This is a genomic window from Streptomyces sp. DSM 116793 (assembly GCF_057320905.1).
On sequence record NZ_CM170494.1, the window covers coordinates 1,287,240 to 1,302,611 of the forward strand.

The following is a 15,372-nucleotide window of genomic DNA, read 5'->3' on the forward strand; positions in this document are numbered from 1 at the left end:
GTCGCCTCGTTGGGGCTCACGGCGTCGCCGGAACCCCTCGCGTCGCCGGGGCCTGCCCTCACCGCGACCACTCCGCGACGATCGCGGCGACCTCGGCACGCCGTTCCTCCGGCAGGGTGCTGCTCGGCGGCCGTACGTCGCGCCGGCACAGGCCGAGCGTGGCCAGCGCCTCCTTGACGACGGTGACGTTGTCGGCGGAGCCGTCCGCGGCACGCAGCTCCTCGAAGCGGCGGATGCGCTCCCAGACCCGCATGGCGGCCGGGTGGTCACCGGAGCGGAGCGCCTCGATCAGCGACCGCGAGAGGTCCGGGGCGACGTTCACCAGCCCCGAGGTGAAGCCCGTGGCGCCGGCGGAGAAGTACGACGGCGCATACGGCTCGGCGAGCCCGGCCACCCAGACGAACCGGGTGAGGCCCGCGTCCCGTGCGAAGCCGGCGAAGCGCACCGCGTCCGGCACCGCGTACTTGACGCCGATGACATTGGGGCAGGCGTCGGCCAGCTCGGCGAGCCGGGCGCCGGGGAGCCCCGGGTTGCGGACGTACGGCACCACGCCGAGGTCGGGGACGGCCTCGGCGACGGCACGGTGGTAGTCGACCCAGCCCTGTGCGGAGACGTACGGGTGGACGGGCTGGTGGACCATCACCATCGCGGCGCCGGTGTCGCGGGCGTGCCGGGCGCCGGCGACGGCGGTGGGCACGTCGTGGCCGACGCCCGCCAGGATGGTGGCCCGCTCCCCCGCCTCCTTGACGGTCAGCTCGGTGACGGTGCGGCGCTCCTCGGGGCTGAGGGCGTAGAACTCACCGGTGTTGCCGTTCGGCGTGAGCGTGCGCACGCCGCCGTCGAGCAGGCGGTGCAGCAGCCGCGCGTGGGCGGTGCGGTCGAGCGTGCCGTCCGCGGCGAACGGGGTGACGGGGATCGCCACGACATCGGCGAGCGCGGCTCGCTGGGCTGCGAAGGTCATGCGACGGCCCCTCCTTCTTCTCGGCCGGCGGCCGGGGTGCGCGCGGCGCCCGGGACCGGTGTGGTGTCGGCTGCGGCGGTGTCGGCGGCGGCCCCGGGTGGGTAGGCGCGGGCCACGAACGACGCGATGTGGGCGTGCAGGGCGTCCGCCGCGCCGTCCGCGTCGCCGGCGAGCGCGCGCCGCAGGATCTCCCGGTGCTCGGCGGCCTCCCGGTCCCAGGACGGCTGGGCGGCCCAGGCGACGGCGGAGACCAGCGCGGCCTGGTCGCGTACCTCGTCGAGCATCCGGCCGAGCAGCGGGTTGCCGCACGGCGCGTACAGGGCGCGGTGGAAGGCGCGGTTGGCGAGGGAGCGCTCCGCGGTGTCGGTGGCGCCGTCCGCGCGCTCCAGCGCCTCCCGGGCCGGCTCCAGCGACGCGCCCCGCCGCACGGTGCGGCGCAGTGCCTCCGGCTCCAGCAGCAGCCGGACGTCGTACACCTCGCGCGCCATGTCGGCGTCCACCCTGCGCACGGTGACGCCCTTGTACTGGCTCATCACCACGAGCCCGGTGCCCGCGAGCGTCTTCAGCGCCTCGCGCACCGGGGTCTTGGAGACCCCGAACTGCGCGGCGAGATCGCTCTCCACGAGCGCCTGCCCCGGGCTCAGCCGCCCGGTCAGGATGCGGTGCTTGATCCCTTCCAGCACGAACTGCGTGCGGGACGGGATCGGCGTCGGCACGGTGGTCATGGGCCCTCGGGTCTCACCTGTCGCGTCTCATATATGACGTATGAAGTATGACGCGGACGAAGGTAGGAGCCGACGGGGGTGTTCGTCAATGGAGTTGACCCCGCGGGCCCCCGGGCTGGGCGCCGGGTCCCGGGGGCGGGCGGCGTGAACGTGCTCTGCGGTGGCCGGTCCCGGTGCGGGAACGGGCGGCTGCGGGCCGCTTCGCGAGGTCCGGGGTCAGTGCGGGAACGGGCAGCGGCGGGCCGCCTCCCGGGCCGCGGCGGGGCTGGTCGCGCCGGCGGCGACGGGTGCGGTGGCATGGGCGGCGCGGGGCAGCGGCCGGCCCTCGGTGTCATGGGTGGCGAACCAGGTCTCCGCCATCCTGCGGCGGCGTGCGTCGAGCACCATCCAGGTGCCGAGGACGAGTTGGGCCGGGGCCCGCACCACGTCCTCGACACGGTCGCGGATCCGCAGGAAGCCGCGGACCGCCCGGGCCGCCCCGGTCGGCAACGGCCGTTCGCGGGGCACCAGGAGGCAGGGGCCGCGGTGCGGCAGGGAGCGGGTGTGGGTGACGGCGGTGTCCAGCGCGTAGCGGCTGAGCACCTCGCGGGTCACGGCGCGCATCACGAGGGGTGCGAGCCGCCAGGCCGGGCAGGGCCGGTTGGCGGCGACCCCGAACGGGATGTGGTGGGCGGTCTTCACCGACAGGGTCTCCCAGCGCTCGGGCGCGAAGACGTCCGGGTCGGTGTAGCCGGTGCTGTGGTAGTCGGGGTAGCTGAAGCAGAGCACGGCGCCGGCCGGGATGGCCGAGCCGTTTCCCAGGTCGATGTCGCCGGTGGTGACGCGGTGCGCGATGCCGAAGAGGGGGTAGAGGCGCAGCGTCTCGTTCATGACGTGGTCGAGGTAGCGGTCGTCCGCCGGGTCCTCGGCCAGCCGTCGCTGTACGTCGTGGTGTTCGGCGAGGACGAGCAGCAGGTGGGCCATGGCCTCCGACATCTGGACGACGGCCGTGTTGAAGAAGGTGCCCTGGAGGTAGTAGGCCCGCTGCCGGGTCGACAGGCTCGCGGGCAGCCGGTGCGGCACCTCGCCGGCCGCCACCCGGCGCACCAGGTAGCGGGTGAGCCGGTTGCGCCGGTACATCCGGCGGGGGCGGGTGCACTTCAGGGCGCTGACCACGTCGTCGGCATTGCCGGTGATGAGGGCCCGGGCCTCGGGCGGGCAGGGCTCGCGGAAGACCAGCTCGTAGAAGAACGACGCCCAGATCGGCATCATCAGGTCGCGGAGCCTGACCAGTGCGGGGCGGCCCGGGGGCAGTTCGTCCAGCGCCGCGGCGGCGCACCGGGCGGCGGCGATGCTCAGGGCGGCGCTGGAGCCGGCGAGCATGGCCTGGGTGCAGCGGGCCACCTCGTCGTAGCGTTCGCCGGCCTCCAGGTGCTCCTGGTGGATCTCGGCTCCGGGCGAGAGCCAGTACCAGAACAGGTCCGAGAGGGCCGCGCCCCTGCTGCGGCCGTTCGCCGCGGGGTGGCCGTAGATCTCCTCGAAGCGCTCAGGGCCGATCTCGGCGTTCGGGATGGTGATGCCCTCGTCGCCGTTGACCTTGGCGAAGATCTTCATCCGCAGGGCGACCACGGAGCGCGGCAGCCAGAGCGGAGTGGACAGGACCAGGCCGGCGGCGGCGAGCCGGGCTGCGGTGCGGTGTGCGGTGCCGTTCGCCATGGGATGCCTTTCGGGTGCGGTCACCACGGGAGGTTTCCGGGTCTGATCACCACGGGGTGCCTCCGGGTCGAGGCGGGTGCCCGCGGGTGACCACCATGTCGCGGGTGAGGTCGGTTGGGGACCGTCCGCCGCACAGCGCCAGGGTGTGGTCGAACTCGGTGTGCAGCAGGTCGAGCACCTGCCGGACCCCTCGTTCGCCGTCGGCGGCGAGGCCCCAGAGCACCGGCCTGCCGACGCCGACGGCGGTGGCGCCGAGGGCCAGCGCGAGGGCCGCGTCGGAGCCCCGGCGCACCCCGCCGTCGAGCAGGACGGGGATCCGCCCGGCGACCGCGTCGGCGATCCGGGGCAGTGCCTCGATGGTGGCGGGGGCGGCGTCGAGCTGCCGGCCGCCGTGGTTGGAGACGATCAGGCCGTCGACGCCCTCGGCCACCGCGAGCCGTGCGTCCTCGGGGTGCAGCACCCCTTTGAGCAGCACCGGGAGCGGGGTGCGGGCGCGCAGCCTCGCCAGGTCGGCCCAGGAGGTGGCCGGGGACATGGCGATGTCCCGCAGGCCGCCGGGCTCGGTGCCGGGCAGGTCGCGCATGTTCTCGGCGGCGAGGCCGTCCGGCAGGTCGTGGAAGCCGTGCCGGTCGTCCCGTTCGCGCCGGCCGAAAACCGGCGAGTCGACGGTGACGACCAGCGCGGAGCAGCCCGCCTTCTCCGCCCGCCGCACCACCGCCTCGGTGACCTCCGGCTCCGGCTGCAGGTAGAGCTGGAACCAGACGGCGGCGTCCGGCCGTTCGGAGCGCGCGGCGTCGACGACCCGGGCCACCGGGGTGGTGGCCGCCATGCCGGTGGTCAGGATGGTCCCGGCCGCCGCCGTGGCGCGGGCCACCGCACGCTCGCCGTCCGGGTCGGCGAGCCGGTGGAAGGCGGTGGGCGAGACGATCACCGGCATGGCCGCCCGGTCCCCGAAGAGGGTGACCGCGGTCTCCCGGTGCTCGGCTCCGCGCAGCACCCTGGGCAGCAGGGCCAGCCTGCCGAACGCCCGCTCGTTCTCGCCGAGCGCCCGTTCGTCGGCGGCCCCGCCGGCGAAGTAGTCGTAGTGCGCGGGATCGAGCGACTGCCGTGCCCGCCGCCGCAGTTGGCGGAGGAGCGACGTCACGCCGGGGTCACCGCCCCCTCCAGCTCGCCGCCGAGGAAGGCGCGCAGCGGCGCGCGGTGCACCTCCTCGCTGTCCCACTCGTTCTCCAGGTTCTCGGTGAGGTGGTGCTCGCCGATCTGCTCGCCGGCCCGGAAGTGCCGCAGGACCGGGTGGAGGTAGCGGCCGTCGAGACCGGCCTCCTGCTGGGAGTTGCGGGTGAGGGAGACCTCGAACGGATTGACCTGGTCGTGGTCCGCGCCGTACTCCAGGGTGATGGTGAAGTAGTCGTGGACGTCGCCGAAGACACCCCGGCCGACCGCGGTGTGCAGATGGTCGACGGGGACCTCCTCGTGGTAGCGGAGGGTGCCGTCCGCGGTGCGCACCAGCGCGTCGCCGATGAAGCCGAACTGCTGCCAGAGGGCCGAGCTGCGGTTGACCCGCTCGACGACGGCGTCGGCGGCAGCCGCCCCGGTGGCGGGCAGCTCACGGCCGGGCCACGGGGTGTCGTGGTAGCGGGTCTCCAGAATGCGGTGCAGCGCGCGGACGCCGTACCGGAAGCCGTGGATGAATCCACTCGTGGACTTCTTGAAGTCGCGCATCTGCGTCAGTGTGCCCACGAAGTACAGATCGGGGACATTCACGGATTCCCAGGCGTCCGTCTGGTCCGGGAACCTGTCCTTTATCGTGAGCGCCGGCCTGCACTCCTCGGCGAATATGGAGGCGTCAAACCGGAAACCGGTCGCGATGATGACCCTGTCGTACGGTATCTCCTTGAGCACCTCGTCCACCCGCTGGAAGCTCACGGTGACGCGGTAGCCGCCGTCCGGCTGCTTCCTGATCGACCGCACATGGCCGTCCAGCAGGGCGTTCTGCGACTTGAGCTGGTAGGTGTCGAGGAAGTTGTTGTTGACCGCGCGCAGATGACCCACGAAATGCGTCTGCCAGGCCATGCGCAGTGATCCGGGACCGGCCATGTGAATGACCGCAGCGGTCTCCACCAGATTGTCCGCGGTCTCGAACGCGGAATTCCCGCGGCCCAGGATGAGAACCCTTTTCCCCGTGAAGTCCGCGGGGTCCACGGACACGTCGGCGTAGTTCTCGGCGTCCTCGATGCCCTCGATGTCCGGCACGTAGGGCTTGCCGAAGCCGGTGGCCACGACGACGCGCCGGGCGCGGAGGGTCCGGCCGTCCTCGGTGCGGGCCACGAAGTCGCCGGGGCGGGTGATCTCGGTGATCCGGGTGTGGTAGCTGATGTTGATGCCGTGCCGCTCGGCGAAGTCGGCCAGGTAGCCCACGAAGGCGTCGGCGGGCGGGAAGTACCGGGGGGTGACCTTGGTGAAGAGCGGCTCGTTCTCCTCGCTCAGCAGGGAGTTCCAGTCCATGCGGAGGTTGAGCTCCGGGTCGTCCCAGCCGGTGTGCACCTTGTTGCTGGAGATCAGCGTCCGGTGCCTCGGGAAGCGAGTGAAGAATGTGCCGGGTGCCGCTCCCGACTCGACGACCTGATAGTTCCTGCCAGCTTTCTGGAGAAAATATCCCATCTGCACGCCGGCCGGTCCCGCACCAATAACAAGATAATCAAGCACATCATCGCCGGACATATAGCTCTCCCTGTAGACCGGTAATTCAGAAGAAACCCAGGAAAGATCTGACGGCACGTTACTTTAGAGTTCAAGGAAGCGCTAGACCGCACCCATGTGACGTAGAACACAGATCCCTCCATGAAGTGCACGGGCTATCGTTGCCCTCGGAATACGGGGCCGCGGGCGGTTCGCCCCGTACCGCTGCACACCTCTGTATTGCCGTGTATCGCCGCCTTTTGCTGAATTCTTCCGCCGCGCATCGCCGCGCCCCCTCACCGGTGCCGATTACCGGTGCCCAGGCCCGGCCGGGCCCCGGAGCGGGACGTGCCGGGCGCCCGATCCGAAGCGGACACGACGTGGACAACGACACGACACTCGCGCAGCACCCCGGCGCTCCCGCACCGGTGTTCCCCCAGGCGCTCGTCGACGCCCTGCGCGCCGACCCCGAGACCCCCGCCTTCGAGTACGAAGGGCGGGCCGTGAGCCGCGCCGCCGTTCTCGACCTCGTCGCGGCGGACGTCCACGGGCTGCGCGCGGCGGGGCTCGGGCCCGGCCGGACGGTGGCGCTGCGCACCGGCGTCACCCCGGAGGGCTTCGCCCTCCAGATCGCGGCGCACCTGCTGGGCTGCCGGGTGATCGGCCTGCGTCCCGGCCTGGCGCCGGGACAGCTCACCCATGTGCTGGCCGGCGACGTGGACGCCGTGGTCACCGACACCGCGCCCGACGAGGACCCCGACCTGGTCAAGGCCGCGGGCCCGATCCCGCTGCTGCGCACCGGCTACGGTCCCCTCTCCCGCGCAGGGGCGCCCGCCTCCTACCGCGAGGCGCCCGATGCCCTGCTCGCGCACGGCCGCCCCGACGACATCGCGCTGGTCACGCTCACCAGCGGAAGCACCGGCACGCCCAAGGGTGTGGAGCGCACGTATGCCTCGTACGCCGCGGAGTGGGCCTGGCGGCCCACCGGGTCGGCGCCGGGGACCGCCGCCCTGGCCACGCGCTATCAGCGTTTCCTGCTCTTCGGTACGCTCACGAGCGCGGTGATGTTCAAACACTGCGGGTTCTGCCTCATGAGCGGCGGCACCGCGGTGATCCCCTCGATGCCGTTCACGTTCCCCGAGGTGATCGAGAGCCACCGCCCCACCGCCCTGCTGCTGACCGTGCCGCGGCTGCACCATGTGCTCGACACGCTGCGCACCAGGTCCGTCGACACCAGCAGCGTGCGGGCGCTCCAGGTCGCCGGCTCCCCGCTCACCCCGCACCGGCTCGCCGAGGCCGTGCGGCGCCTCGGCCCCGTGGTGTACCAGGGCTACGGGCAGACCGAGGCGGGCCTGCTCACGCTGCTGACCCCGGACGACATCGCCGAGCGGGGCGAGGCGGTGCTCGACTCGGTGGGCCGCGCCTGGGTGAACGTACGGATCAAGGTCCTGGACGAGAGCGGCACGCCGGTGCCCACCGGCACCACCGGCGAGGTGTGGGTGCACACCCCGGCGACGCTCACCCGCATCGCGGGCGACGAGCAGGAGACCCGTCAGGTGCTGGACGACGACGGCTGGGTACGCACCCGCGACCTCGGGCACCTGGACGCGGACGGCTTCCTCCGGCTGACCGGCCGCACCCGCGAGGTGGCCATCGTCAACGCCGTCCTGCACTACACCGGCCCGGTCGAGCGGGTCCTCGCCGGGCACCCGGACGTGGACACCGCCCATGTCGTGACGGCGCCCGACGAACGCACCGGCGAGGCGGTGCACGCCTTCGTCGTACCGGCCACGGACCGGGGCCCCGACCTCGACGAACTGCGCACACTGGTCGCCGACACACTGGGCGCGGCGAGCGTGCCGGCGACGATCACGGTCGTCGCCGAGGTGCCGGTGGCCGCGAGCGGCAAGCCGGACAAGCGTGCGCTGCTGGAAAAATACGGCCCCGGGGCCCCGGGCCCCGGGGCCGGTCCAGCCCCTTCGGGCCGGTGACGCCCCACGCACAACGCCACGGCCCGCCGCGCCCGCGCGCCGGGGCCGCCAGGCGCGCTCCGACACGCAGTCACCCCCGGGAAAAGCGGCGTGGGGAACCGCGCGCACAACCACCCACCGACCCGCGGCCCGGGAACGACACAAACAGCCCCTCGCGACGGTGACCACCCGCGCGTCTCGTCACGGCCCGCCGCGCCCGAGCGGCGGAGCCGCACGCAGACCCGCGCCCGGCTCCACGGGCGTGCGGGGCCCGGCCGGGTCAGCGCGGCGGGGACCACCTCGGGTCGCGGCCGCTGAGCCCGATGACGCGGTCCAGCAGCGGCGCGTCGTCCGGCACGGCCACGACCGGGCCGAAGAGGCCCCCTCGGGACGGGTCCTCGGCTGCGGCCGCGAGCATGCCGTGCGCCGCGCGCAGGGCGGCCTCGTCGGGTGCGTAGTCCTGGCCGGTGGCGCGGGCCAGGTCCCAGCCGTGCACGACCAGCTCGTCGCAGACGACGAGGCCGGCGACCGCACCGGGCAGCTCCGTCCCGCCCGCCCTCGTACCGCCCGTCCAGGCCGCCGGGTCGAGCCAGGCGTCGGCCAGTTCGTCGAGCACCTCGGGCAGGGTGGCGCGCCAGTCGGGGGCCACGTCGGGCAGCGCGGCGTCGGGTCGGGTGTCGGTGGTGGGGCCGAGGTCCTTGCGCGCGGCGTCCCGGAAGGCCACGGACAGGCCGGCGAGGTGGCCCAGCAGGTTGCGCACCGCCAGCTGCGGGCACGGCGTGGGGCAGGCGAGCCGGTCGTCGGTGACGCGCTCCGCGAGCCGCGCCAGCAGGTGCGCCTGCGGCCGCAGGTCCACGGCCGCGGGCGGGCCTGCCGCAGCCGCGCCCGTCGTACCGTCCGGCTGCGCGCCCGTCGCGCCGCCCGGTGCCCGGCCCGTCGTACCGTCCGGCTGCGCGCCCGTCGCGCCGCCCGGTGCCCGGCCCGTCGTACCGTCCGGTGCCGCGTCCGTCCTGCCGTGGGTCATGAGTGCTCCTCTTCGCGGGGTCCCGGGGATGTTTTTCCGCTGGTTCCCGGATCGTCCTGTGCACCCCTGTGGACCGCTCGGGGCCGCGGAACTCATCGCTCCCGGCCGGACCACTCATCCCGGCGGCCCGGCCACGGCGCGGCGGCAGCCGTTTCCAGGGCAGTCTGCCGATCCCCACCAGGGGGCCTTAGACCCACGATGAGCTGCCATGACATGGTCACTGACGCGCGTCCTCAGGGACCGCAACGCGCGGCTCTACCTGGCCGGAGTGGTGGTCTCCGGTTTCGGCACGTCGGCGATGTTCCTGGCGAGCGGCATCTGGGTGAAGGAGCTGACCGGATCCAACGGCCTGGCGGCGCTGGTCACGTTCGCCGTGTGGGCGCCGAGCCTCGCCGGGCCGCTGCTGGGCGCCCTCGCCGACCGGACCCGTCGCAGGCCGCTGCTGGTGGGCCTCCACCTCGGCCTCGCCGCGCTGCTGCTCTCGCTGTCCGCCGTGGACTCCGCCGACCGGCTGTGGATCCTCTTCGCCGTGCTGGTGGCGTACGGGGCGGGCAGCGTCGTGGCGGACGCCGCGGAGTCCGCGCTCGTCGTGGCGGCCGTCGGCAAGGACCTGCTGGGCGACCTGGGCGGCCTGCGGATGTCCGCCCAGGAGGGCATGAAGCTGGTGGCGCCGCTGGTCGGGGCCGGGCTGCTCGCGGCGTACGGCGGCGCCCGGGTCGCCCTGCTGGACGCGGTCACCTTCGTGGCCTCCGCGGGGCTCTGCCTGCTGCTGCGGGTGCGCGAGGAGCCGCCGGGGCCGCGGACGGTGGGCTGGTGGGCGGCGACCGCCGAGGGCGCACGCCACCTGTGGGGCCGCCCGGCCCTGCGGCGGCTGGTCGTCGCGGGCGGCGCGACCATGCTGCTGGCCTCGCTCGGCAGCTCGACCCTGTACGCGGTGATCGACGCCCTCGGCCGCCCGCCGGAGTTCGCGGGTGTGCTGTACCCGGTGCAGGGTGTCGGGTCGGTGGTGGTGGGGGCGGCGTCGGGGCCGTTGCTGCGGCGGCTCGGGGAGCGGCGGTTCGGGGCGTACGGGATCGCGCTGACCGCGGTGGCGACGGCGGCCCGCGCCCTGCCGTACGACGCGGTGGCGCTGGTCGGCAACGGGGCGATCGGGCTCGGGTTGCCGTGTGTACTGATCGCCGCGTTCACGGCGGTGCAGCGGGAGACTCCGGACGCCGTGCTGGGGCGGGTGTCCGCCACCGCCAACGCCCTGATGTTCGCGCCGAACGCGGTGGGTCTCGCCCTCGGCGCGGCTCTCGTCGAGACGGTCGACTTCCGGGTACTGCTGCCGGCGTACGGTGTGCTGGGGCTGATCACAGCGTTGGCGCTGCTGCGGTCCGCCTGACCTCGCGCCTGCGGCTGCACCGCCTCGAAGGGGTGGTTCCTGTCGCGTCCGGGCATCGGCCGGTGGGGGTGCTCGCGCGGTTCCCCGCGCCCCTTCCGGGGCACCGTTGGCCCTGGACCGCCCCGGCCCGCCCGAGGGGCGCGGGGAACTGCGCGGCGGAACAGGACGGGACCGTCGGGTCGCTGCCGCGCCGAGGGGCGGTCCCTGTCGATGCCGGGCCACCGGCCGGAGGGCCGGGTACGGTCAGGGCACCCGAGTCAGCCCGGCCCGGACCGCCGCGAGGTCCGCGTCCGAGGCCAGCCCCGCATGGTAGAGGCGCAGCTCGGTCGCCCCGCAGTCCGCCGCGCGAACCGCGTCCTCGGCGAGGGTGCCGGGGCTGCCGCCCATGCCGGAGACGACGGTGAGGTTGGCGGCCAGCACGGTCCGCTCACCGCGGTGCCCGGCGAACGGGCCGAGCAGGCCGGGACCGCCGGTGCACGGCACGACCACCCCGTCTGCCGCGGCCAGCACCCGCGCGGGCTCGACGCCGGCATTCGCACCGCAGTGGTACGGCACCGGATCCGCGTGCAGCAGCACCTGGAAGCCGTCCGGCGCCGCGGCCCGCACCGCCGCCACCGCCGCCTCCTGGAGGGAGCCCGCGGTCTCGGTGCGCCAGGCGAGCGTGGCCGCGGCGCGCTCCTCGCCGAGCAGCTTCCCGACCGTGTCCCAGCCGTCGTCGGACGCCTCGCCGCGCCACAGGGGTGCGAGGGCGTCGCGCACGGCGGCCCGCAGCGCCTCGGGGTCCTGCCCCGCGTCCGCGTAGCCGGTGCGGCAGGCCGGGCAGAAGCAGAGGGACATCAGGTACTGGCCCGCGTCGCCGAGCGGCACACCCGCGATCTTGTCGTGGGCGTGCAGATGCGCCAGGCCGTACCAGCCGAGCGACTCCAGCTCGCAACCGCCCGCGCCCGGCCGCGCCGCGGCCTCCGCCGCGAGGTCGATCAGATAGGCGCGGGTGGCCTCCTGGGCGATGCAGGGAGCCCAGGGGTAGCGGTCGCCGTATGCGTTGACGACGGAGGTGTCCGGGTGCTCGGCGCCCATGCGGGAGTTGTGTGCGAGCACCACCCAGGTGTGCACGTCGAGCCCGGCGCCGGCGAGGGCCGCGGCGGCCTCGCCCCAGGCGTCGCCGCTCGCCCAGTCCCCGGCCGCGTGGGGCCGCAGGGCCCGGCCCTGCCAGCGGTCGCCGGGCGGGTAGAGCAGCGCGGCGTACTCGGCCGTGACGATGCGGTGGCGGGGGTGGCGCGGGGTGAGCGCGCGGGTCGAGTGGTAGGCGGCGGCAAGGGTCACCTGGCGGACGCCGAGGGCGGCCAGGCGCGCGGCGGCGTCCGGATCGCCGACGACGTCCCAGGGGTAGACGAACGCGGAGGTCTTCACCAACGGCTCCAGGGTCGGTCGGGGGCGGCGGTCAGCCGTCGGCCAGCAGAGCGTAGCCGCGCTCGATCAGCTCGGCGAGCTGGTCGGTGTGCTCGGCGGTGCAGTCGTGCAGCGGGGGCCGCACCTCTCCGACGTCCAGGCCGCGCAGCCGCACGCCCGCCTTGACGAGCGCCACGGCGTAGCCACGGCCCTTCGAGCGCAGCTCGACCAGCGGGCGGTAGAAGCCGTCGAGCAGCCGCTCGACCGTGGTGTCGTCGCCGGTGTTGATGGCCTTGTGGAAGGCGAGCGCGATCTCGGGCGCGAAGCAGAAGACGGCGGACGAGTAGAGCGTCACGCCGATGCCCCGGTAGGCGAGCCCGGTGAGCTCGGCGGTGGGCAGGCCGTTGAAGTAGAGGAACGAGGCGGCACCCGGGTGGTCGTCGGAGCGCACCGCGCTGATGATGCGCTGCATCAGGTCGAGGTCGCCGAGGCCGTCCTTGAGGCCGATGATGCCGTCGGTGCGGGCCAGCTCCACCACCGTCTCGGGGGTGAACACGACGTTGTCGCGCTGGTAGACGATCACGTCCAGGGAGGTGGCGGCGGCCAGCTCGCGGTAGTGCCGCAGCAGGCCCTCCTGCCCCGCGACGACCAGGTACGGCGGCATGGCGAGCAGCCCGTCGGCGCCCGCCTCCTCGGCGAGCCTGGCGTAGCGCACGGCGAGCGCGGTGCCGTAGCCCGCGCCCGCGACGACGGGCACCCGGCCGCCGGCCTCGTCCACCGCGGCGGCGACGCAGTCCCGGAACTCCTCGGGCGTCAGCGCGTGGAACTCCCCGGTGCCGCAGCAGGCGAAGACGGCCGCCGCGCCCGCCTCGATGCCGCGCCGCACATGGGTGCGGTAGGTGTCGAGGTCCACGGAGCCGTCGGGGCCGTACGCGGTGACGGGGAAGAACAGCAGCCCGTCGAGTCGAGCGGCGAGGGGGACTGACGTCACGGGCTCTCCCTGAGCTAGCACGCAAGCAGGCGTGCACGTTTCTGATTCACGTCCATATTTCTGAACGACACCACGCTAAAGCGCCACACCGGGGCCGGTCAAGCGCAGAAACCGGTGACAGACGGGTGGATTCAGGCACTCCGCGGGACACTTGACGGGGCACCGAGGCGATCTCTAGGTTGTCCACGGATGTGAATACTGTGCATGCATACGTCCATGGCGCGCTCTGAGGAGATCCGAATGCCCGCTCCCCGCACCGTTCTGCTCACCGGCGCAGCCGGCGGCGTCGGCACCCATATGCGGAGGCTGCTGCCCGAGTACGGCTACACGCTGCGGCTCTTCGACGTCGCGCCCGTCCAGGGCGAGCCGGACGCCGTCACGGCCGACCTCGCGGACCGGGAGGCCCTGCGGGAGGCGGTGCGCGGTGTGGACGCGATCATTCATCTGGCGGGCATCTCCCTGGAGTCCACCTTCGAGAAGATCCTCAAGGCGAACATCGAGGGCACGTACAACCTCTACGAGGCCGCGCGTGAGGAGGGCGTGCGCCGCGTCCTGTTCGCCTCCTCCAACCACGCCGTGGGCTACACCCCCTTTCCGCAGGGCACTCCCCCGCTGCCCGAGGACGCGCTGATCCCGGTGGACACCGCCCGCCGCCCGGACACCTTCTACGGCCTGTCCAAGGGGTTCGGCGAGGACCTGGCGCAGCTCTACTGGGACAGGCACGGCATCGAGACCGTCTCGGTGCGCATCGGCTCCTGCTTCGAGCGGCCCAGCAACGTGCGGATGCTGTCGATCTGGATGAGCCCCGCCGACTGCGCCCGCCTCTTCCACGCCGCGCTCACCGCCGGGGAGGTCGGGCACACGGTGGTGTACGGATCGTCCGCCAACACCCGGCTGTGGTGGGACCTCTCCTCCGCGCGGGCGCTGGGCTACGAGCCGCAGGACGACTCCGAGGTCTACGCGGCCGAACTGCTCGCCGAGCACGGCGAGCTGGACCCGGCCAAGCGGGACCAGGCATATCTGGGCGGTGGTTTCATCACCGACCCGCCGATCTGGCCGCACTGAGAAAAGCAGCACATATCCCCTCACAGGGTCAGGGTCTCGACACGGCCATCCGGCGCACCCCGCCCCGCCCCGTCCCGGCCCCTGCCCCTCCACCCGACCAGCCCGGCCGCACCGGCTCCCATACCGGTGCGGCCGGGCTGCACCATGTCCGGCTCGGTGTCCGGCTCGCACGCGTGCGGCCCGCACCCATCCGACTCGCCCGTGACCGGCCGCGTATGGCCGACTCGCGGATGACCGGCCCGCACGTCACCGGACCACTCACGACCTGCCCGCGCACGACAGGTCCGCACATGACCGGCCCGCGCACGGCCGGCCACCGGATGACCGGACCACCGGACCACCGGATGACCGGTGGTCCGTTCGTCGCGGCCGAAGATGACCGGCGCGGGCAGCGATACGGGCACCGAACGGGCGCTCGTGCACCCACAAACGGGCATCGCCTCGCCCGTTTCCGGCTCCCCGCGGCAGGTCGTCCCGTGCCCCGCCCGCGGTAAACGGGCAGATACGGGCAGACGCAGACCGCCAATGAGCCTGGTCAACGCCATCGCCCCGCTGTAGAACATCCCCCAAGGCCCGAACGGGCACCGCCCGGGGCGAAGCGAGGAGAGGTGACAGCGGTGAGCGCGGAGGAGCGACAGCGGCAGATAGTCCGCGCCGCACGCCGCGCGGGCTCGGTCGACGTGACCGCGCTCGCGGCCGAGCTGGGCGTCGCCAAGGAGACCGTCCGCAGGGACCTGCGCGCCCTGGAGGACCACGGATTGATCCGCCGCACCCACGGCGGCGCCTACCCGGTGGAGAGCGCGGGCTTCGAGACCACGCTGGCCTTCCGCACCACCATGCACGTGCCCGAGAAGCGCCGGATCGCCACCGCGGCCGCGGAGCTGCTGGGCGACGCGGAGACCGTCTTCGTCGACGAGGGCTTCACCCCCCAGCTCATCGCGCAGGCGCTGCCCAGGGACCGGCCGCTGACCGTGGTCACCGCGTCGCTGGCCACCGCGGGCGCGCTCGCCGAGGCCGAGAACACCACCGTGCTGCTGCTCGGCGGCCGGGTGCGGCACGGCACCCTCGCCACCGTCGACCACTGGACGACGAAGATGCTCTCCGGCTTCGTCATCGACCTGGCGTACATCGGGGCCAACGGCATCTCGCGCGAGCACGGCCTGACCACCCCGGACCCCGCGGTCAGCGAGGTGAAGACACAGGCGATGCGGGCCGCGCGGCGCACCGTGTTCGCGGGCGTGCACACCAAGTTCGGCGCGGTCAGCTTCTGCAGGTTCGCCCGGATCGGCGACCTGGAGGCCATCGTCACCAGCACCCAGCTCCCGGCGCCCGAGGCACACCGCTACTCGCTCCAGGGCCCCCAGGTCATCAGAGTCTGACGCCCCGTCCCAACCCCCGCTCCCGTCCCCCCACCACGGCAGCGCCCCTCCCCCCTGATCGCGAGGCGATTCCCCCCACCACACCGACCCGGAGAGCGATCGCCCGCACC

12 protein-coding genes are annotated in these 15,372 nt (G+C 73.7%); 4 read left to right on the forward strand and 8 right to left on the reverse strand.

From position 1 onward, the window contains the following. Positions 1-58: 58 nt before the first annotated feature. From ACSMXW_RS05475 to ACSMXW_RS05495, 5 genes are all read right to left on the reverse strand, one after another. The gene (locus ACSMXW_RS05475; protein WP_485804328.1) at positions 59-961 is read right to left on the reverse strand and encodes a dihydrodipicolinate synthase family protein; all 903 of its coding nucleotides are present in this window, start codon (positions 959-961) and stop codon (positions 59-61) included. Further along, a complete protein-coding gene (locus ACSMXW_RS05480; protein WP_485804329.1) occupies positions 958-1,686 on the reverse strand; it encodes a GntR family transcriptional regulator in 729 nt (242 codons plus the stop codon). Before ACSMXW_RS05480 ends, ACSMXW_RS05475 begins: the two co-directional genes overlap by 4 nt. A 216-nt stretch (positions 1,687-1,902) precedes the next feature. Beyond that, on the reverse strand, positions 1,903-3,381 hold the full coding sequence (locus ACSMXW_RS05485) for a cytochrome P450 (RefSeq protein ID WP_485807828.1): 1,479 nt from the start codon (positions 3,379-3,381) through the stop codon (positions 1,903-1,905). 46 nt (positions 3,382-3,427) lie between these two features. Next, positions 3,428-4,525 (reverse strand): alpha-hydroxy acid oxidase, encoded by a 1,098-nt coding sequence (locus tag ACSMXW_RS05490; RefSeq protein WP_485804330.1) that lies wholly within the window; start codon positions 4,523-4,525, stop codon positions 3,428-3,430. Beyond that, a complete protein-coding gene (locus tag ACSMXW_RS05495; protein ID WP_485804331.1) occupies positions 4,522-6,102 on the reverse strand; it encodes an NAD(P)-binding domain-containing protein in 1,581 nt (526 codons plus the stop codon). The genes ACSMXW_RS05490 and ACSMXW_RS05495 overlap by 4 nt, the downstream gene beginning before the upstream one ends. 338 nt (positions 6,103-6,440) lie before the next feature. On the opposite strand from ACSMXW_RS05495, the gene ACSMXW_RS05500 reads away from it, so the two are divergent. Next, positions 6,441-8,051 (forward strand): class I adenylate-forming enzyme family protein, encoded by a 1,611-nt coding sequence (locus ACSMXW_RS05500; RefSeq protein WP_485804332.1) that lies wholly within the window; start codon positions 6,441-6,443, stop codon positions 8,049-8,051. Positions 8,052-8,310: 259 nt separating this feature from the next. On the opposite strand, the gene ACSMXW_RS05505 is transcribed toward ACSMXW_RS05500, so the two are convergent. Beyond that, on the reverse strand, positions 8,311-8,886 hold the full coding sequence (locus ACSMXW_RS05505; protein ID WP_485807830.1) for a TIGR03086 family metal-binding protein: 576 nt from the start codon (positions 8,884-8,886) through the stop codon (positions 8,311-8,313). Positions 8,887-9,262: 376 nt separating this feature from the next. Between ACSMXW_RS05505 and ACSMXW_RS05510 the strand changes: the two genes are divergently transcribed. After that, on the forward strand, positions 9,263-10,438 hold the full coding sequence (locus ACSMXW_RS05510) for an MFS transporter (RefSeq protein ID WP_485804333.1): 1,176 nt from the start codon (positions 9,263-9,265) through the stop codon (positions 10,436-10,438). Between the two features lie 243 nt (positions 10,439-10,681). Here ACSMXW_RS05510 and ACSMXW_RS05515 read toward each other — a convergent pair whose 3' ends face one another. Both ACSMXW_RS05515 and ACSMXW_RS05520 read right to left on the reverse strand, forming a co-directional pair. Then, the gene (locus ACSMXW_RS05515) at positions 10,682-11,848 is read right to left on the reverse strand and encodes a hypothetical protein (RefSeq protein WP_485807832.1); all 1,167 of its coding nucleotides are present in this window, start codon (positions 11,846-11,848) and stop codon (positions 10,682-10,684) included. Positions 11,849-11,879: 31 nt separating this feature from the next. Then, complete coding sequence (locus ACSMXW_RS05520) at positions 11,880-12,818, reverse strand: 5-dehydro-4-deoxyglucarate dehydratase (protein ID WP_485804334.1); 939 nt, start codon at positions 12,816-12,818, stop codon at positions 11,880-11,882. A gap of 240 nt (positions 12,819-13,058) precedes the next feature. On the opposite strand from ACSMXW_RS05520, the gene ACSMXW_RS05525 reads away from it, so the two are divergent. Both ACSMXW_RS05525 and ACSMXW_RS05530 read left to right on the forward strand, forming a co-directional pair. Next, entirely contained in the window at positions 13,059-13,883 is an 825-nt protein-coding gene (locus ACSMXW_RS05525; RefSeq protein ID WP_485804335.1) for an NAD-dependent epimerase/dehydratase family protein, read from the forward strand. Positions 13,884-14,491: 608 nt separating this feature from the next. After that, positions 14,492-15,262: a DeoR/GlpR family DNA-binding transcription regulator gene (locus ACSMXW_RS05530; RefSeq protein WP_485804336.1), complete on the forward strand. Its 771-nt coding sequence runs from the start codon at positions 14,492-14,494 to the stop codon at positions 15,260-15,262. Positions 15,263-15,372: the final 110 nt, after the last annotated feature.

Coding starts and splice junctions, on each gene's coding strand:
- ACSMXW_RS05475 (WP_485804328.1), bottom strand. CDS start 961: ATGACCTTCGCAGCCCAGCGAGCCGCGCTCGCCGATGTCGTGGCGATC.
- ACSMXW_RS05480 (WP_485804329.1), bottom strand. CDS start 1,686: ATGACCACCGTGCCGACGCCGATCCCGTCCCGCACGCAGTTCGTGCTG.
- ACSMXW_RS05485 (WP_485807828.1), bottom strand. CDS start 3,381: ATGGCGAACGGCACCGCACACCGCACCGCAGCCCGGCTCGCCGCCGCC.
- ACSMXW_RS05495 (WP_485804331.1), bottom strand. CDS start 6,102: ATGTCCGGCGATGATGTGCTTGATTATCTTGTTATTGGTGCGGGACCG.
- ACSMXW_RS05510 (WP_485804333.1), top strand. CDS start 9,263: ATGACATGGTCACTGACGCGCGTCCTCAGGGACCGCAACGCGCGGCTC.
- ACSMXW_RS05525 (WP_485804335.1), top strand. CDS start 13,059: ATGCCCGCTCCCCGCACCGTTCTGCTCACCGGCGCAGCCGGCGGCGTC.